Genomic DNA, 17,693 nt, shown 5'->3' on the forward strand with positions numbered 1-17,693 from the left:
TGCGCGGCTGTGCGGGCCTGTGCGCAGCAGGCAAGGCTTGCGCGAAAAGGAAAACGAGCGGGACGGACACCTCCGCACAAGGTGTACGCCCCGCTCGTCTCTTGGTGCGCCGGGACCGTCGGCGGGTCGGTGAGGGTGGGTTGAGCCACCGACGGTCCCGGAGTCGTGGGCCGGCGCCCGGCGCCGGCCGGCGGATCAGCGGCTGTCGCTCCCGGAGGACTGCGCCGCCGCGCGGCCCGCCTCCAGCCGCGCCACCGGGATCCGGAACGGCGAGCAGGAGACGTAGTCCAGGCCCACCTCGTGGAAGAAGTGCACCGACTCGGGGTCTCCGCCGTGCTCACCGCACACACCGAGCTTCAGGTCCGGGCGGGTGGCCCGGCCGGCCTCGACGGCGCTCCGGACGAGCGAGCCGACGCCGTCCTTGTCGATGGTCTCGAACGGGCTGACGCCGAAGATGCCCTTCTCCAGGTACGCCGTGAAGAAGCTGGCCTCCACGTCGTCCCGGCTGAAGCCCCACACGGTCTGGGTGAGGTCGTTCGTACCGAACGAGAAGAACTCGGCGGCCTCGGCGATCTGACCGGCGGTCAGCGCGGCGCGCGGCAGCTCGATCATCGTGCCGAGCGCGAGCTTCAGCTCGACACCGGTCCTCGCCTCGACCTCGGCGATGACCTGCTCGGCCTCGTCGCGGACGATCTCCAGCTCCTGGACGGTACCCACGAGCGGGATCATGATCTCGGCGCGCGGGTCGCCCTTGGCGTTCTTGCGCTCGGCCGCGGCCTCGGCGATCGCCCGTACCTGCATGGTGAACAGGCCGGGGATGACCAGGCCGAGACGGACACCGCGCAGACCCAGCATCGGGTTCTGCTCGTGCAGCCGGTGCACGGCCTGGAGCAGGCGCAGGTCGTTCTCGTGCGGCTCCTTGCGGGACTCGGCGAGGGCGACGCGCACCGACAGGTCGGTGATGTCCGGCAGGAACTCGTGCAGCGGCGGGTCGAGCAGCCGCACGGTCACCGGCAGCCCGTCCATCGCCTCGAAGAGCTCGACGAAGTCCTTCTTCTGCAGCGGCAGCAGGACCTTCAGCGCGTCCTCGCGCTCGTCCTCGGTGTCGGCGAGGATCAGCTTCTCGACCATCTCGCGGCGCTCACCGAGGAACATGTGCTCGGTGCGGCACAGGCCGATGCCCTGCGCCCCGAAGCGCCGCGCCCGCATCGCGTCCTCGGCGTTGTCCGCGTTGGCCCGTACGCGCAGCCGGCGCATCCGGTCCGCGTACGCCATGATTCGGTGCACGGCGGCGACGAGCTCGTCGGCGTCGTCGGCACCCGCGTGCATACGGCCCTCGAAGTACTCGACGACCGGGGACGGCACGACCGGGACCTCACCGAGGTACACCTTGCCGGTGGAGCCGTCGATGGAGACGACGTCGCCCTCCTCGACCACGGTGCCGTTCACGGTCATCCGGCGCCGCTTGGTGTCGACCTCCAGCTCCTCGGCGCCGCAGACACAGGTCTTGCCCATGCCGCGGGCGACGACGGCCGCGTGCGAGGTCTTGCCGCCGCGCGAGGTGAGGATGCCCTCGGCCGCGATCATGCCGTCGAGGTCGTCGGGGTTGGTCTCGCGGCGGATCAGGATGACCTTCTCGCCGGAGCGGGACCACTTGACGGCCGTGTACGAGTCGAAAACGGCCTTGCCGACCGCCGCACCCGGGGAGGCGGCGATACCGCGGCCGAGCCTTCGCACCTTCCCGCCTTCGGCGGCCGCCTCGTCGAAGCGGGGGAACATCAGCTGGGCGAGCTGGGCGCCGGTGACGCGCTGCAGCGCCTCGGCCTCGTCGATGAGTCCCTGGTCGACGAGCTGGGTGGCGATCCGGAAGGCCGCACCGGCGGTGCGCTTGCCGACGCGGGTCTGCAGCATCCACAGCTGGCCGCGCTCGATGGTGAACTCGATGTCGCACAGGTCCTTGTAGTGCGTCTCGAGCGTCTCCATGATCTGCATCAGCTGGTCGTACGACTTCTTGTCGATCGTCTCCAGCTCGGCGAGCGGCACGGTGTTGCGGATACCGGCGACGACGTCCTCGCCCTGCGCGTTCTGCAGGTAGTCGCCGTAGACGCCCTGGTGGCCCGAGGCGGGGTCGCGCGTGAAGGCGACGCCGGTGCCGGAGTCGGGGCCGAGGTTGCCGAAGACCATGGAGCAGACGTTGACGGCCGTGCCCAGGTCGCCTGGGATGCGCTCCTGGCGGCGGTAGAGCTTGGCGCGGTCGCCGTTCCAGGAGTCGAAGACGGCGCGGATGGCGAGATCCATCTGCTCGCGCGGGTCCTGCGGGAAGTCCCGGCCGGTCTCGGTCTTGACGATCTTCTTGAACTGCTTGACGAGCTTCTTGAGGTCGCCTGCGTCGAGGTCGGTGTCGACGGTGACCTTCTTCGCCTCCTTGGCCGCCTCCAGGGCGTCCTCGAAGAGCTCGCCGTCGACGCCGAGGACGGTCTTGCCGAACATCTGGATGAGCCGCCGGTACGAGTCCCAGGCGAAGCGCTCGTCGCCGGCCTGCTTGGCCAGGCCCTCGACCGACCGGTCGGAGAGGCCGATGTTGAGGACGGTGTCCATCATGCCCGGCATCGAGAACTTGGCGCCGGAGCGTACGGACACGAGGAGCGGGTTGTCGGCCTGGCCGAGCTTCTTGCCCATCCGCTGCTCCAGCGCGTCGAGGTGCGCACTCACCTCGTCACGCAGTGCCGCGGGCTCGTCGCCGCTGTCGAGGTAGACCTTGCACGCCTCGGTCGTGATGGTGAAGCCCGGAGGGACGGGCAGCCCGAGGTTGGTCATCTCGGCGAGGTTCGCGCCCTTCCCACCGAGGAGGTCCTTGAGGTCCTTGTTGCCCTCGGTGAAGTCGTAGACGAACTTCTGATCTTTGTTTTCCGACACGGGTCTCGACTCCTCGAGGACTCGGTGGCTGCCCTGACGGCGAGGAACATACCCAGATCGAAGGCGCCTGGGTACGTCCACTTGTCCGTCATTCGGCCGTAACCACTCGTCCGCCACCAGATCGCAGGTTACCGATGCGTAAAAGGCGACGGCCCGGCTTCTTCACGCCTCGAAGAGCGCTTGACCGAAAGCAGGCAATGCGCGCTCAGATGAGCAGCCTTCGAGGCATATGAGTTCAACTCTTGAACGCGGAAGGGGTGGCACTGAGTGCCACCCCTTCTAAAGGTGCAACCATCACGAGTTCGCTCATCTGAGCGCAACCCTTATCAAGGGTGGCGAGAATCACGCCGCTCCCAGCGGCCGGATTCCAGAATCCGGACCCTTCCTCGCCCGAAAACGGACACGGGTCCCGGCCCCGGCCCGATGCCGCGCCCCAGCCCGTACCCAGGCCCTGATCAGCCCCCCGAGGTGTCCAATTCCGCATCCTCGCTCACACCCGCACAGTCGTAGGGGTCCTTCAGCCAGCCGTCGGGGAGCACGACCCGGTTGTTCCCGGACGTACGCCCGCGCGGCCCGGCCGCACCCACCGGCCACGGCTGGTCCAGGTCCAGCTCGCTCAGCTGAGCGCGCAGCTCGTCCAGCGACGACGTCACCGCCAGCCTCCTGCGCATCTCGGAGCCGACCGCGAAGCCCTTGAGATACCAGGCCACGTGCTTTCGGAAGTCGATCACGCCACGGGTCTCGTCGCCGATCCACTCACCCAGCAGCTGGGCATGGCGCACCATGACGTCCGCGACCTCGCGCAGCGACGGGCGCGCATAGGTGCCCCTACCCTCGAAAGCGGCGACCAGATCCCCGAACAGCCACGGCCTGCCCAGGCACCCGCGCCCCACGACCACGCCGTCGCAACCGGTCTCGCGCACCATCCGCAGGGCGTCGTCCGCCGACCAGATGTCGCCGTTGCCGAGCACCGGAATCTCCGGCACGTGCTCCTTGAGGCGGGCGATGGCATCCCAGTCGGCCGTGCCTCCGTAGTGCTGCGCCGCCGTGCGCCCGTGCAGAGCGATCGCGGTCACCCCCGTGTCGACCGCGATACGGCCCGCGTCCAGGTAGGTGATGTGGTCGTCGTCGATGCCCTTGCGCAGCTTCATCGTCACCGGCAGGTCCCCGGCGTTGCCCACGGCCTCGTTCAGGATCGCCCGCAGCAGATTCCGCTTGTACGGGAGCGCCGAGCCGCCGCCCTTGCGCGTCACCTTCGGGACGGGGCAGCCGAAGTTCAGGTCGATGTGGTCGGCCAGATCCTCGTCCACGATCATGCGGACGGCCTTGCCGACCGTGACCGGGTCCACTCCGTACAGCTGGATCGAGCGCGGCGTCTCGGTCTCGTCGAAGTGGATGAGCTGCATCGTCTTCTCGTTGCGCTCCACCAGCGCCCGCGTCGTGATCATCTCGCTGACGAAGAGCCCCTTGCCGCCCGAGACCGCGCCCGTCGGAGGGCTGCCCCCGAACCCTCGCACGCCTTCGGCGAACTCGCGGCAGAGGGTACGGAACGGAGCGTTCGTGATGCCGGCCATGGGAGCGAGCACCACAGGAGGCTGCACGGCGTGCGGGCCGATGGACAGCGTCGAGGGCTGGGCAAGCGTGGTCATTCGACCATTATCACGCACTGCCAAGTTCATTAGTTAGCCGTACTATGTACGCATGCCCGCATCAGAGCTGAGCCACCGCCGGCAGCTCCTGGTCCTGGCGATCTGCTGCATGAGCCTGCTGATCGTCAGCCTGGACAACACCGTCCTCAACGTGGCCCTGCCCTCCATGCGCCGCGAATTGGACGCCACGTTCGCCGGAATGCAGTGGACGATCGACGCCTACACCCTCGTCCTTGCCTCACTGCTCATGCTCGCCGGGTCGACCGCCGACCGGATCGGCCGCCGCAGGGTCTTCAAGACCGGGCTCGTCCTGTTCACCCTCGGCTCGATCCTCTGCTCCCTCGCACCGAACCTGGAGTCACTCGTCGCGTTCCGCATGGTCCAGGCGGTCGGCGGCTCCATGCTCAACCCCGTCGCCATGTCGATCATTACCAACACCTTCACCGAACCGCGCGAGCGCGCCCGCGCCATCGGGGCGTGGGGCGGCGTCATCGGGATATCGATGGCCGCGGGCCCGATCGTCGGCGGCCTCCTCACCGAGACCGTCGGCTGGCGCTCCATCTTCTGGATCAACGTCCCCGTCGGTCTCACGGCCCTGGTCCTCACCTGGCGCTACGTCCCCGAGTCGCGCGCCCCGAAGCCCCGCCGCCCCGACCCGGTCGGCCAACTCCTCGTCATCGCCCTCCTCGGCTCGCTCACATACGCGATCATCGAGGCGCCCGCCGTAGGACTCGCCGCCGTGCTCCCCTTCGCCGCGATCGCCGTACTCGCCCTCGCCGGACTCCTCATATACGAGCCACGGCGCCACGAACCCCTCATCGACCTGCGCTTCTTCCGATCCGCACCCTTCAGCGGCGCAACCGTCATCGCGATCAGCGCGTTCGCCGCACTCAGCGGCTTCCTCTTCCTCAACACCCTCTACCTGCAGGACGTCCGCGGACTCTCCGCCCTCCAGGCCGGCCTGTACATGCTCCCCATGGCCGCGCTCACCTTCGTCTGCGCCCCGCTCTCGGGCCGCCTCGTCGGCAGCCGCGGCCCGCGACTCCCCCTCATCGTCGCCGGGTCCTCCATGGCCGCCTGCGGACTGCTCTTCGCCGCCTTCGAGGCCGAGACGACCACAGCGCTCCTCTTCACCGGCTACGTCCTCTTCGGTCTCGGCTTCGGCATGGTCAACGCCCCAATCACCAACACCGCCGTCTCCGGGATGCCCCGCTCCCAGGCGGGCGTGGCCGCCGCGGTCGCCTCCACCAGCCGCCAGACCGGCGCCACCCTCGGCGTCGCGGTCATCGGCTCGGTCCTGGCAGCGGGCACGAGCGCGGCCGCCCACACGGCGGGCTTCGTCGAGGCGAGCCGCCCCGCGTGGTGGATCATCATGGGCTGCGGCCTGTCCGTCCTCGTGGTCGGCCTCGCCACCAGTGGACGATGGGCACGCGGGACGGCGCGGCGGACGGCGGAGCGGCTGGAGACGGCGAAGGTGCGGGCACCCGCGGCCAGCAGATCCTGACCAGGTGCGGCGAAACCGCTGATCATTGCCCCACCGCGTCGCGACGCCGAGTACAAGCGTGGGCCGGGATCACCCGAGGTGATCCCGGCCCACGGCCGTCTTCTCAACGCGGACATCACCACCGACGAACGGGCCCGGGCCGCCTGAGCGGCCCGGGCCCGTCGTGAGGTGAGAGAGCGTCAGCTCTGCGAGGCCGGCGCGGTCGAGCCGGAGCCGGAGTCGCTGTCGCCCTGAGCGTCCTGGGCGCGCTCCTTCATCTTGCGCAGAAGCTCCTGCTTCTGGTCCAAGACCGCCTTGCGCTCGGCGTTACGCGTCGGTCCGTTTCCGTGCTGGTCGGCGCGGGACAGCTTCCGGCGCTGTCCGCCCACGCCGAGGAGGTTGTTTCGGCTCTTGGCCACGGGGTTCTCCCATCGTGGTGAGAAGTGATCCGGATGTCATCTGGTGGGGGCGGGACGCGGCCCGCCGCACTCTCACTCGTAAATCTGGAAGAAGGAGGACATGCGGCCGAACCTACAGCCCGGGGCCGTGCCGGGGCACCCGATTTTCCACACGCCACACCTGATACCGACCGAGGGGCTGACGGATGACGACTGACAAATATTGAAATCTGTCAGTCGTCATGCCATAGTTGTCACACGACACCCCGTTCACCCCTCCCCAGGAGCCCCTGATGACGTCCAACGCACCTCGCCCCGTCCCCACCCGCACCCTCGGCACCACCGGCCCCGCGGTCTCCGCCCTCGGCCTCGGCGCCATGGGCATGTCCGCGCTGTACGGGGACGCCGACCGGGCCGAGTCCATCGCGACCATTCATGCCGCGCTCGACACCGGGATCACGCTGATCGACACCGGTGACTTCTACGGAATGGGTCACAACGAGCTGCTGATCAACGAGGCGCTGCGCACCGCCCCGGCCGCGGCGCGCGAGAAGGCGCTCACCAGCGTGAAGTTCGGGGCGCTGCGCGACCCGGACGGTGGCTGGTCCGGCTATGACGGGCGGCCCGCCGCCGTGAAGAACTTCGCGGCGTACTCGCTGCAGCGCCTCGGCACGGACCACATCGACATCTACCGGATCGCCCGCGTCGACCCCGAGGTCCCTGTGGAGGAGACGGTCGGCGCGATCGCCGAGCTGGTTCAGGCGGGCCATGTCCGGCACATCGGTATGTCCGAGGTCGGCGCGGAGACCCTGCGCCGGGCGGCCTCGGTCGCCCCGATTTCCGACCTCCAGATCGAGTACTCGCTGATCTCGCGCGGCATCGAGGACGCGATCCTGCCCGCCGCCCGTGAGCTGGGCATCGGCGTCACGGCGTACGGCGTGCTGTCGCGCGGGCTGATCAGCGGCCACTTCACGAGCGACCGGAAGCTCGCGGCCAACGACTTCCGCGGTATGAGCCCGCGCTTCCAGGGCGAGAATCTGAAGCACAACCTCGACCTGGTCGAGCAGCTGCGCAAGATCGCCGAGCAGAAGGGTGCCTCGGTCGCCCAGATCGCCATCGCCTGGGTCCTGGCGCGCGGTGAGGACATCGTGCCGCTCGTCGGTGCCCGCCGTCGCGACCGGCTCTCCGAGGCGCTCGGTGCGCTCGCAGTCACGCTGGACGCCGCCGACCTGGAGGCGATCGAGCGTGCGGTCCCGGCGGACGCGGCGGCCGGTGCGCGGTATCCGGAGGCGCAGATGGCGCACCTGGACAGTGAGCACTGACGGCGCCGCTGTCGGACCGGCCAGGTACCGTCGATGCCATGCCCACCACCGAGACACTGACCACGGATCGCATCCTCGAGGCCACGGAGGAGGTGCTGCGTCGTTACGGCCCGGCGAAGGCCACGGTCGTCGACGTGGCGCGGGTGCTCGGTGTGAGCCATGGAAGCGTCTACCGGCATTTTCGTACGAAGGCCGCGCTGCGCGAGGCGGTGACGGCGCGCTGGCTCGGCCGGACGGAGGCGCTGCTGTCGGAGGTCACGGAGGGGCCCGCCCGGTCGGCGGAGGAGAAGCTGCGCGCCTGGCTCGCGGGTCTTTTCGAGGCGAAGCGTCACAAGGCGGGTGGTGATCCGGAGCTGTTCGCCACGTACTCGGTGTTGATCACGGAGGCGAGTGACGTGGTGGACGAGCATCTGGTGGTGCTGGTCAGCCAGCTCACGCGGATCATCGAAGAGGGTGTGCGCAGCGGGGAGTTCGAGGCCTCGGAGCCGATCGCTGCGGCGCAGGCGGTGTTCGACGCGACGACCCGTTTTCATGATCCGGTGCATGCGCCGGAGTGGCGGCGGGCGTCGATCGACGACGAATTCCGCGCGGTGTGCGAGCTGTTGATGCGCGGCCTGCGGGCCTGAGGTCCTCCGGTCTCAAGTCCTCCGGTCCGGAGTCCTCCCGCCTGAGGTCCATGGGTCAATGGTCCGCGGGTCAACGGTCCGCCGGCCGGGGCCATCGGGCCTGAGGTCCGCGGTCATCCGGCCCGAGGTCTCAGGTTCCCGACCTACCCGAGCGCGTGCCCGTTCCCGCCGGGTCCACCGTGGCCTGGTGGGCCTCGGCGAGGTGTTCCTCGGCCTTCAGCCACGGCAGGAACTGCGCGCTCTTGCGCCAGCCGCAGGTGTCACAGGTCAATGCCCGCTGTATGCCTGCCTTCTGGACGCGGACGACGTGTTCCCGCCCGTGCTGGTCCCATCTGCTGACCTTGCTGCTGGTGGTGGACGGCATCCTGGGCCTCCGCTGTCGTCTCTCGGCTGTCGGCTGTCGGCTGTCGGCGAGTGGGCCCCAGTGTGCATCGAAGCCCCCGGTTCCGTACCCGGAACCGGGGGCTTCTTGCTGTCGTACTGATGAATGTCGGCGGTTGAGCGTCCGCCGGCGGATGTCAGCAGCCGATGAGGCGCGTCGCGAGGTAGCCCTGGATCTGGTCCAGGGAGACGCGCTCCTGCTTCATGGAGTCGCGCTCGCGCACGGTGACCGCGTTGTCCTCGAGGGTGTCGAAGTCGACGGTGACGCAGAACGGCGTGCCGATCTCGTCCTGGCGGCGGTAGCGGCGGCCGATGGCGCCCGCGTCGTCGAACTCGATGTTCCAGTTCTGCCGCAGGTCGGCCGCGAGGCCCTTGGCCTTCGGGGAGAGCTGCGGGTTGCGGGACAGCGGCAGGACGGCGACCTTGACCGGGGCGAGGCGGTGGTCGAGGCGGAGCACGGTGCGCTTCTCCATGACGCCCTTGGCGTTGGGGGCCTCGTCCTCGTTGTAGCCGTCGAGGAGGAAGGCGAGCATGGTGCGGCCGACGCCGGCGGCGGGCTCGATGACGTACGGCGTCCAGCGCTCGCCGGCTTCCTGGTCGAAGTACGACAGGTCGGTGCCGGATGCCTTGGAGTGGGCGTTGAGGTCGTAGTCGGTGCGGTTGGCGACGCCCTCGAGCTCGCCCCACTCGCTGCCGCCGAACTGGAAGCGGTACTCGATGTCGGCGGTGCGCTTGGAGTAGTGGGAGAGCTTCTCGGCGGGGTGCTCGTACCAGCGCATGTTCTCCTCACGGAGACCCAGGCCGGTGTACCAGTTCCAGCGCTGCTCCATCCAGTACTCGTGCCACTTCTCGTCCTCGCCCGGCTTGACGAAGAACTCCATCTCCATCTGCTCGAACTCGCGGGTGCGGAAGATGAAGTTGCCCGGCGTGATCTCGTTGCGGAAGGACTTGCCGACCTGGGCGATGCCGAACGGGGGCTTCTTGCGCGAGGTCTGATGGACCTGGGCGAAGTTGGTGAAGATGCCCTGGGCGGTCTCGGGGCGCAGGTAGGCGATGGAGCCGGAGTCCTGCGTGGGGCCGAGGTGGGTGGAGAGGAGGCCGGAGAACTGCTTGGGCTCGGTGAACTGGCCCTTGTTGCCGCAGTTGGGGCAGTTGATGTCGGCCAGGCCGTTCGCGGGGGCGTGGCCGTGCTTCTCCTCGTACGCCTCCTCGAGGTGGTCGGCGCGGTAGCGCTTGTGGCAGGAGGTGCACTCGGTGAGGGGGTCGGTGAAGGTGGCGACGTGGCCGGAGGCCTCCCAGACCTCCGTCGCCAGGATCACCGACGAGTCGAGACCGACGACGTCCTCACGCGAGGTGACCATGTAGCGCCACCACTGGCGCTTGATGTTCTCCTTGAGCTCGACACCCAGCGGTCCGTAGTCCCAGGCGGCCTTCTGGCCGCCGTAGATCTCGCTGCACGGGTAGACAAAGCCACGGCGCTTGCTCAGGTTGACGATCGTGTCGATCTTGTCGGCGGCCACGGTGCTCTCTTCATTACGACGACGGGCGAAGCGAATGCTTCAGATTACCGGCGGCCGCACCCCCTGGATCAAATCGGTACCGGGAGTGGACCCACCTCGATCTTTGTTGACAATCGTTTCCAAGTTTGTTGAAAATGACTGTCATGAACGTACGACGCCTCATACCCACCACCGCCGTCGCCGGCGCGGCCGCTCTCTCCCTCGTCACCCTCACGGCCTGCTCCGGAACCTCCGACGCCGCAGGCGGCGACAAGGGCGACGGCAAGCTGGATGTGGTGGCGTCGTTCTATCCCATGCAGTATCTCGCCGAGCGGATCGGCGGTGATCATGTGGCGGTCACCACCCTCACCAAGCCCGGCGTGGAGCCGCACGACCTGGAGCTGAAGCCCAGGCAGACCTCCGAGCTCCGCCAGGCCGACTACATCCTCTACCTCAAGGGTATCCAGCCCGCCGTCGACGAGGCGATCAAGCAGGCGGACGTCGGGAACACCGTGGACGCGGCCACGCTGACCACGCTCGAGAACCACGGCACCGAGGTCGGCCACGACCACGGCCACGAGGGCGAGACCCCCGAGGAGCACGCCGAGCACGGCCCGGCGGATGCCGCCGCCGACCCGCACGTCTGGTTGGACCCGGTCAAGTACGCGGAGGTCGCCAAGGGGGTCGGCGCCTCGCTGGAGAAGGCCGACCCGGCGAACGCCGCCGACTACAGGAAGAACACCGACGAGCTGGTCAAGAAGCTCGAGGCCCTGAACACCCGCTTCACCGACGGCCTCAAGAACACGAGCACCAGGACCTTCATCACCACGCACTCCGCCTTCGGCTACCTCGCCGAGCGCTACGGCCTGGAGCAGGAGGGCATCGCGGGCATCGACCCCGAGAACGAGCCGAGCCCCGCCCGTATCAAGGAGCTCCAGGAGATCGCGAAGAAGGACAAGGTCACCACGGTCTTCTTCGAGACGCTCGCCAGCGACAGGACGGCGAAGACCCTCGCCGAGGACGCGAGCCTCACGACGGACGTCCTGGACCCGCTGGAGGGAATCACGGACCGGTCCAAGGGCGATGACTACATCGAGGTGATGGAGTCCAACCTCGCCGCGCTGCAGAAGGCTCTCGGCGCGAAGTGACAGGCAGTACCGCTGCCGCGGCCGTGGCATCCGCCGTCGTGGCCGCAGCCCTGGCAGCACCGACAGCAGCATCCGAGGAGCAGTTGTGAGCGTGAGCGATCCCGTCATATCCGTCCGCGGGGCGAGGGCCACGCTCGGCTCGCGCCATGTGCTGCGCGGCGTCGACCTCACCGTTGAAGGCGGTGAGGTCGTCGCGCTGCTCGGCGCCAACGGCTCGGGCAAGTCGACACTCGTGCGGTCGTTGATCGGCCAGGTGCCGCTCACGGGCGGCTCGGTGTCCTTCTTCGGCACGGAGCTGCGCCGCTTCCGTGACTGGTCGCGCGTCGGGTACGTACCGCAGCGCACGACCGCGACGAGCGGTGTCCCGGCGACGGTCCGCGAGGTCGTGTCGTCCGGGCGGCTGTCGCGTACGAAGCTGCGCTGGCCGTCCAAGGAGGATCGGGCGGCCGTGCAGCGGGCGATCGAGCTGGTCGGGCTCGCCGACCGGACGAGGGACGCGGTGGGCGCCCTGTCCGGCGGTCAGCATCAGCGGGTGCTGATCGCCCGCGCGCTGGCGACGGAACCCGATCTGCTGATCATGGACGAGCCGATGGCGGGCGTGGACCTGGCCAGCCAGGAGATCCTCGCGGCGACGCTGCGCGAGCAGGTCGCGGCCGGGACGACGGTGCTGCTGGTGCTGCACGAGCTGGGCGCGCTGGAGCCGCTGATCGACCGGGCGGTGGTGCTCCGCGACGGCTGCGTCGTCCATGACGGGCCGCCGCCCGAGGCCGTGGGGCAGCATGCGCTGCCCGGCCATGACCATGTACATCCGCATGCGGCCGACGAGCCGCTCCGCACGGGACTGCTGACCTGATCATGGAATTTCTCCAGGACCCCTTCATGCAGCGGGCGCTGCTGGCCGCCGTGCTCGTCGGGATCACGGCTCCGGCCGTCGGTGTGCATCTGGTGCAGCGCCGGCAGGCGCTGATGGGCGACGGCATCGGCCATGTCGCGTTGACCGGTGTCGGTCTCGGCTTCCTGCTGTCGACGAATCCCGTGTGGATGGCGACGCTGGTCGCGGTCGTCGGCTCGGTCGTGATGGAGCTGATCCGGGCGTACGGGCGCACACGCGGCGACATCGCGCTGGCGATGCTCTTCTACGGCGGTATGGCGGGCGGCGTCATGCTGATCAATCTGGCGCCGAACGGCTCGAACGCCAATCTCACGTCGTATCTCTTCGGTTCGCTGTCGACGGTCTCCGACGAGGACGTGACGGCGATCTGTCTGCTGGCGGGCTTTGTGCTGCTGGTGACGGTCGGTCTGCGGCGGCAGCTGTTCGCGGTCAGCCAGGACGAGGAGTTCGCGCGGGTCACGGGTCTTCCGGTGCGGGCGCTGAATCTGCTGGTGGCCGTGACGGCTGCGGTGACGGTCACGGTCGCGATGCGGGTGGTCGGTCTGCTGCTGGTGAGCGCGCTGATGGTGGTGCCGGTGGCGGCGTCGCAGCAGGTCGCCAAGTCGTTCGTGGTGACGTTCGTCGGCGCGGTGGCGATCGGTACGGCGGTGACGCTGTCGGGCACGGTGGTCTCGTACTACCAGGACGTGCCGCCGGGTGCGACGATCGTGCTACTGGCGATCGGGGTCTTCGTGCTGCTGACGGTGCTGGCGACACCGCTGGCGCGCCGGCGGGCGAAGGCCCTGGAGGCGACGGAGTCGGAGTGCGATCTGGATCTTCCGGCGGCTGCCGTCGCTCGCCCGGTGGACGGTGCGCCGAACGGCGTCAGGGTCTGATCTTGGTTCGGCTCGGGCTCCGGTCCGCGCCTGGCAGAATGGCCCGACGACGAGCGGCGGAACGTGAGGAGGCACTTGTGGCGACTGCTGGACCCCCTGTACGCGGCCGGTCGACCCGGCAGCGGGCTGCGGTGGCGGCGGCGCTCGACGAGGTCGACGAGTTCCGCAGTGCGCAGGAGCTGCACGACATGCTCAAGCACCGCGGCGACTCGGTGGGCCTGACGACGGTCTACCGGACGCTGCAGTCCCTCGCCGAGGCCGGCGAGGTCGATGTGCTGCGCACCAGCGACGGCGAGGCGGTGTACCGGCGCTGCGCGTCCGGTGAGCACCACCACCATCTGGTGTGCCGGGTCTGCGGCAAGGCGGTCGAGGTCGAGGGCCCGGCCGTCGAGCAGTGGGCGGAGACGATCGCGGCGGCGCACGGGTATGTGAACGTGGCGCACACGGTGGAGATCTTCGGTACGTGCGCGGAGTGCGCGGCGGCGAAGGGCTGACCGCCGCGCCAGCCTGTCGATCGCCGCGGCGCGGCGTCAGGCGCGGGCGACGTTGCGGTCGAGGAGCGCCCGCAGCCGGTCCGCCTCGCCCGGCGCGCTCAGCCCGCGCTTGGGCAGGACGTCGAGAACCATGATGTTGGGGTCCCGGCTGAGCAGGACGAAGTGGCCGGCCGTCTCCCGGTGGCCCTGGAAGAGCGACCAGTTCTGGGTCAGTGTGCTGTGGTCGTTGGTGCAGGAGATCCCTGCTTCGGACACGGTCACGTGGTACTCGCCCTGCCAGCCGACGATCCGCTGCACATGGGCGGCCTGTATCCGCGGATACCCCCAGATCACGAGGACGATGAACAGCCACAGGGCTGTCTGCACCACGTCGGCACGCCCTCGGGCCACGACGGGCAGCAGCCAGACCGCCGCGAACAGTGCGAGGAACGCGCCGCGCACCAGGTGCATGCGCTTGATGCGTTCGCGGACCCGTAGGCCGACGAGGGTGTCGGCGGGTTTCGGCAGGTAGACCAGCTGCACCGGGTCGTTGCTCCGGTCCGCGCCCTGGTCCGTGCCCTGATGCGGTTGTGGCATGGGGGTCAGATCCGTGCGAGGTGCCGGTCGAGGAGCGCCCGCAGCCGGTCCGCGTCGGCCGGGGCGATCACGCCCCGCTTCGGCAGGATCATCACGCCGACGCCGGCCTTGTCCGGGCTGAGCAGGACGAAGACTCCCTTCGTCTCGGCGAAGCGGCCCCAGCTCTGCCACCCGTACCGGCTCGAGCTGCTCTCGGCGGCGATGCTGATGCCCGTGTCGTCGACGGACACCCGGAACTCGCCCTGCTGCTCGGCGTGCTTCGTCACGGCCCGGGCCTGCAGCCGCGGGGTTCCCCAGAGTGTGAGCGGAAAGACCGCCATCGCCACCCACACCGCGGGCGGCATCGCGCCGAGGCCGCGGCCGGTCAGCAGCAACAGCAGCATGAGGAGGACGACGATCACGGCGCAGAAGACGCCCATCACCCACGCGAAGCGCCAGCCCAAGGACCGCTTCAACCTCACGCGAAGGGCCTGGTTCACATCGTCCGTGGTGGGGCGGTAGACCAGTTCCACCGCCTGCCCCGTCACGATTTCCCCAACGCTCCGGCCCTCTTCCTCAACGTTCCGGCCCTCGGCCACGGTCCCTCCCCGGTGCGACAACCCACGGATCCTACTGGTCGGCCCTCAGTGCTGAGGTGGGCGGCGGCCGTAGCGGCGCAGGCGGCGGTCGAGTATGCCGCGCAGGCGGTCGGTGTCGGCCCGGCCCAGGGCGCGCTTCGGCAGATAGTGGACGACGACCGAGTACGGGGCCGGGGACAGCAGGACGAATCCGGCGGTGGTCTCCACGTACCCGCCGAACGTCTGCCAGCCCCGGCGGGTCTCCATGTGCGTGCCCGTGAAGCGCACTGCGTCGTCGGAGTCGGCGACGGTCACGGTCCAGGGCGCGAGCGGAGCGCTCATCCTGGCGTGCCGCGCGGCCAGGACGCCCGTTCTGGCGACGAGGCCGAACAGGCTGCCCACGAAGGCGCAGCCCATGGCCAGGACGTCGTCGGCGAGCAGCCATACCGTCGACGCGAAGAGCACCGGCATGAGCAGGCCGCGCAGCCGGCCCTTGATCCCCCGTACTCGCCCGCGGGCATGGAACGCGTCGGACCAGTCCGGCTGCCGCAGCTCGTACGTCAGCTCGACGACGGCCTCTGCCGTCACGCTCTGCCCCTCGGTCACGGCCCCTCCCCGGTTCCTTTCAGTGACGAGCCGTGATCGTAGTGGGTGGGTCCGACAACGGGTCCGGGCAGCCCGTCAGACGGCCGCGTCGGGTGCCGGGTCCTTGCCCTGCATCGCGAGGAGCTCCTCGTTGGGGATCGCCCCGCCGAAGCGACGGTCGCGCTGTGCGTACTCCAGGCAGGCCCGCCACAGGTCGCGGCGGTCGAAGTCGGGCCAGAGCACGTCCTGGAAGACCATCTCGGCGTAAGCGCTCTGCCAGATCAGGTAGTTGGAGGTGCGCTGCTCGCCGCTCGGGCGGAGGAAGAGGTCGACGTCCGGCATGTCCGGGTAGTACAGGTAATTCTGGAACGTCTTCTCGGAGACCTTCGACGGGTCGAGCCTGCCCGCCTTCACGTCCGCCGCCAGCGCCTGTGCCGCGTCCGCGATCTCCGCACGCCCGCCGTAGTTCATGCAGAAGTGCAGCGTGAGCCTGTCGTTGTCCATGGTCTGCTCCTGTGCGATCTGGAGCTCCTTGGCGACCGACTTCCACAGCTTGGGCATGCGGCCCACCCAGCGCACCCGGACGCCGAGTTCGTCGAGCTGGTCGCGGGTCTTGCGGATGAAGTCACGGTTGAAGTTCATCAGGAAGCGCACTTCGTCCGGCGAGCGCCTCCAGTTCTCGGTCGAGAAGGCGTACAGGGAGATGCTTCCGACGCCCATCTCGATCGCGCCCTGCAGCACGTCCAGCACGCGCTCGGCGCCGACCTTGTGCCCCTCGGTGCGGGGCAGGCCGCGCTCCTTGGCCCAGCGGCCGTTGCCGTCCATGACGATCGCCACGTGGTTCGGCACCAGCTCGCCGGGGATCTTCGGCGGGCGGGCCCCCGAGGGATGCGGCTCGGGGACCTTGTACTCGCGGCGGGAACGTCCCAGGATTCCGCGTCGTGCCATGGGGGTCACACTCTCCTAGCTTTCGCTTTCCTAGTTCTTCTCTACGTACCGCAGCGAGCGCAGGCCGCGCTCGAGGTGCCAGTGGAGGTAGGCGGACACCAGCCCGCTCCCCTCCCGGACGTGGCGCGCCTCGGCCGCGTCCGCGGTGTCCCAGTCGCCGGTGAGCAGCGCGCTGAGCAGTCCGATGGCCTCCGCAGAGGGTACGACGCTGCCGGGCACCCGGCAGTCGCCGCATATGACGCCGCCCGCCGCGACGGAGAAGAAGCGGTTGGGCCCGTGGAGGCCGCAGCGTGCGCAGTCCTCGAAGCTGGGCGCGTAGCCGTTGACGGCGAGGGAGCGCAGCAGGAACGCGTCGAGGATGAGGTTCGGCGCGTGCTCGCCCTGGGCGAGGGAGCGCAGGCCTCCGACGAGCAGCAGGTACTGCTGGACGGCGGGCTCGCCTTCGTGGTCGGTGAACCGTTCCGCCGTCTCCAGCATCGCCGTCCCGGCGGTGTAGCGGGGATAGTCGGTGACGATCGCGCCACCGTACGGAGCGATGGTCTCGCTCTGCGTGCACAGCGGCAGACCGCGCCCGACGAGTTCGCTGCCGCGTGCGAAGAACTGCACGTCCACGTGCGAGAAGGGCTCCAGCCGCGCCCCGAACTTCGACTTGGTGCGCCGCACCCCGCGCGCGACGGCCCGGACACGGCCGTGGCCCCGGGTGAGAATCGTGATGATCCGGTCCGCCTCACCCAGCTTCTGGGTGCGCAGCACGATGCCGTCGTCGCGGAACAGGCTCATGGGGCCATTCTCGCGTACGGCGCCGGGCGCGCGGGCCGCGGCCCGGGACTCGGGGTTCGTCCGCGGGTGATCCCGCCGGAGGGGCGGGATCTGGTTCTCCCCGGCCGGTGCGGTACGAAGACCGGCCCCGCCTGCACCGGAGGTCCCTGTGGGTGCGCAGACCGATGGCGCGTACGGGCCTCTGATTCCGATGCCCGAGCTGACGCCCGACGCTCTGCGGGCAGCCGTCTCCCGGATCGCTCCCAGCCGCCTCCCTGCCCTCACTCAGCACCTCTTCGAGGCGACGACGTACGCTCAGCGGACGCGGAGCCTCGCCCCGCTCCGGGCCTTCGTTCACTCCTGGGCCGTGTTCACCGCGATCGAACGTCATCCGCAGCGCGCCGAGCACCTGCGTGAGCCGGAGCGGATCGTGGACGCGGGTGAGCAGGCCCCAGCGGCTCGTCGGGCTCCATCCGGGCAGGCTGCCTAACCTCGCGCTTTCATGAAGCGGGCTGTCCGACAGGCGGTCACACAAGCAGAAAGTGCCTCTGACCAGCGAGAATGAGGATTGTCTAGGTCCTTGTT

The 17,693-nt window shown here is 69.3% G+C and carries 18 protein-coding genes; 8 read left to right on the forward strand and 10 right to left on the reverse strand.

The genetic code is table 11. The features are described 5' to 3' along the window. Window positions 1-195 precede the first annotated feature (195 nt). Window positions 196-2,916: a pyruvate, phosphate dikinase gene (ppdK, locus tag ABT078_RS26695; protein ID WP_351231941.1), complete on the reverse strand. Its 2,721-nt coding sequence runs from the start codon at window positions 2,914-2,916 to the stop codon at window positions 196-198. A gap of 455 nt (window positions 2,917-3,371) precedes the next feature. Then, window positions 3,372-4,565, reverse strand: a complete 1,194-nt coding sequence (gene dusB / locus ABT078_RS26700) for a tRNA dihydrouridine synthase DusB (protein WP_351231943.1) — start codon at window positions 4,563-4,565, stop codon at window positions 3,372-3,374. 52 nt (window positions 4,566-4,617) lie between these two features. On the opposite strand from dusB, the gene ABT078_RS26705 reads away from it, so the two are divergent. Continuing rightward, a complete protein-coding gene (locus ABT078_RS26705) occupies window positions 4,618-6,069 on the forward strand; it encodes an MFS transporter (protein WP_351231945.1) in 1,452 nt (483 codons plus the stop codon). 179 nt (window positions 6,070-6,248) lie between these two features. Here the strand turns inward: ABT078_RS26705 and ABT078_RS26710 are convergent, their stop codons facing one another. Then, window positions 6,249-6,467 carry a DUF6243 family protein gene (locus ABT078_RS26710; protein ID WP_351231947.1) on the reverse strand — a complete coding sequence of 73 codons (219 nt, stop codon included), beginning with the start codon at window positions 6,465-6,467 and terminating at the stop codon, window positions 6,249-6,251. Window positions 6,468-6,739: 272 nt separating this feature from the next. On the opposite strand from ABT078_RS26710, the gene ABT078_RS26715 reads away from it, so the two are divergent. Together ABT078_RS26715 and ABT078_RS26720 are read left to right on the forward strand one after the other, a co-directional pair. Further along, the gene (locus tag ABT078_RS26715; protein ID WP_351231949.1) at window positions 6,740-7,768 is read left to right on the forward strand and encodes an aldo/keto reductase; all 1,029 of its coding nucleotides are present in this window, start codon (window positions 6,740-6,742) and stop codon (window positions 7,766-7,768) included. Between the two features lie 38 nt (window positions 7,769-7,806). Continuing rightward, window positions 7,807-8,394, forward strand: a complete 588-nt coding sequence (locus ABT078_RS26720) for a TetR/AcrR family transcriptional regulator (RefSeq protein WP_351231951.1) — start codon at window positions 7,807-7,809, stop codon at window positions 8,392-8,394. 130 nt (window positions 8,395-8,524) lie between these two features. Here the strand turns inward: ABT078_RS26720 and ABT078_RS26725 are convergent, their stop codons facing one another. Further along, window positions 8,525-8,758, reverse strand: coding sequence for a hypothetical protein (locus tag ABT078_RS26725; RefSeq protein WP_351231953.1), 234 nt, complete (start codon window positions 8,756-8,758; stop codon window positions 8,525-8,527). A gap of 154 nt (window positions 8,759-8,912) precedes the next feature. Beyond that, window positions 8,913-10,295 carry a glycine--tRNA ligase gene (locus tag ABT078_RS26730; RefSeq protein ID WP_351231955.1) on the reverse strand — a complete coding sequence of 461 codons (1,383 nt, stop codon included), beginning with the start codon at window positions 10,293-10,295 and terminating at the stop codon, window positions 8,913-8,915. Window positions 10,296-10,438: 143 nt separating this feature from the next. Between ABT078_RS26730 and ABT078_RS26735 the strand changes: the two genes are divergently transcribed. The 4 genes from ABT078_RS26735 (at window position 10,439) to ABT078_RS26750 (ending at window position 13,683) form a co-directional block, all read left to right on the forward strand. Next, a complete protein-coding gene (locus tag ABT078_RS26735) occupies window positions 10,439-11,422 on the forward strand; it encodes a metal ABC transporter substrate-binding protein (protein ID WP_351231957.1) in 984 nt (327 codons plus the stop codon). 85 nt (window positions 11,423-11,507) lie between these two features. Continuing rightward, the gene (locus tag ABT078_RS26740) at window positions 11,508-12,275 is read left to right on the forward strand and encodes a metal ABC transporter ATP-binding protein (protein WP_351231959.1); all 768 of its coding nucleotides are present in this window, start codon (window positions 11,508-11,510) and stop codon (window positions 12,273-12,275) included. A gap of 2 nt (window positions 12,276-12,277) precedes the next feature. Next, on the forward strand, window positions 12,278-13,189 hold the full coding sequence (locus tag ABT078_RS26745; RefSeq protein ID WP_351231961.1) for a metal ABC transporter permease: 912 nt from the start codon (window positions 12,278-12,280) through the stop codon (window positions 13,187-13,189). 77 nt (window positions 13,190-13,266) lie between these two features. After that, on the forward strand, window positions 13,267-13,683 hold the full coding sequence (locus ABT078_RS26750) for a Fur family transcriptional regulator (RefSeq protein WP_351231963.1): 417 nt from the start codon (window positions 13,267-13,269) through the stop codon (window positions 13,681-13,683). A gap of 36 nt (window positions 13,684-13,719) precedes the next feature. Here the strand turns inward: ABT078_RS26750 and ABT078_RS26755 are convergent, their stop codons facing one another. The 5 genes from ABT078_RS26755 to recO form a co-directional block, all read right to left on the reverse strand. Then, window positions 13,720-14,259, reverse strand: coding sequence for a YcxB family protein (locus ABT078_RS26755; protein WP_351231965.1), 540 nt, complete (start codon window positions 14,257-14,259; stop codon window positions 13,720-13,722). 5 nt (window positions 14,260-14,264) lie between these two features. Continuing rightward, on the reverse strand, window positions 14,265-14,786 hold the full coding sequence (locus ABT078_RS26760) for a YcxB family protein (protein WP_351231967.1): 522 nt from the start codon (window positions 14,784-14,786) through the stop codon (window positions 14,265-14,267). Window positions 14,787-14,882: 96 nt separating this feature from the next. Beyond that, entirely contained in the window at window positions 14,883-15,422 is a 540-nt protein-coding gene (locus ABT078_RS26765) for a hypothetical protein (protein ID WP_351231969.1), read from the reverse strand. 75 nt (window positions 15,423-15,497) lie between these two features. Further along, entirely contained in the window at window positions 15,498-16,349 is an 852-nt protein-coding gene (locus tag ABT078_RS26770) for an isoprenyl transferase (RefSeq protein ID WP_351231971.1), read from the reverse strand. Between the two features lie 30 nt (window positions 16,350-16,379). Then, on the reverse strand, window positions 16,380-17,129 hold the full coding sequence (gene recO / locus ABT078_RS26775; protein ID WP_351231973.1) for a DNA repair protein RecO: 750 nt from the start codon (window positions 17,127-17,129) through the stop codon (window positions 16,380-16,382). 190 nt (window positions 17,130-17,319) lie between these two features. Between recO and ABT078_RS26780 the strand changes: the two genes are divergently transcribed. Continuing rightward, the gene (locus ABT078_RS26780) at window positions 17,320-17,598 is read left to right on the forward strand and encodes a hypothetical protein (RefSeq protein WP_351231975.1); all 279 of its coding nucleotides are present in this window, start codon (window positions 17,320-17,322) and stop codon (window positions 17,596-17,598) included. Window positions 17,599-17,693 lie beyond the last annotated feature (95 nt).

The sequence above is a fragment of the Streptomyces sp. NPDC002133 genome, assembly GCF_040296405.1.
Classification (GTDB): Bacteria; Actinomycetota; Actinomycetes; order Streptomycetales; family Streptomycetaceae; genus Streptomyces.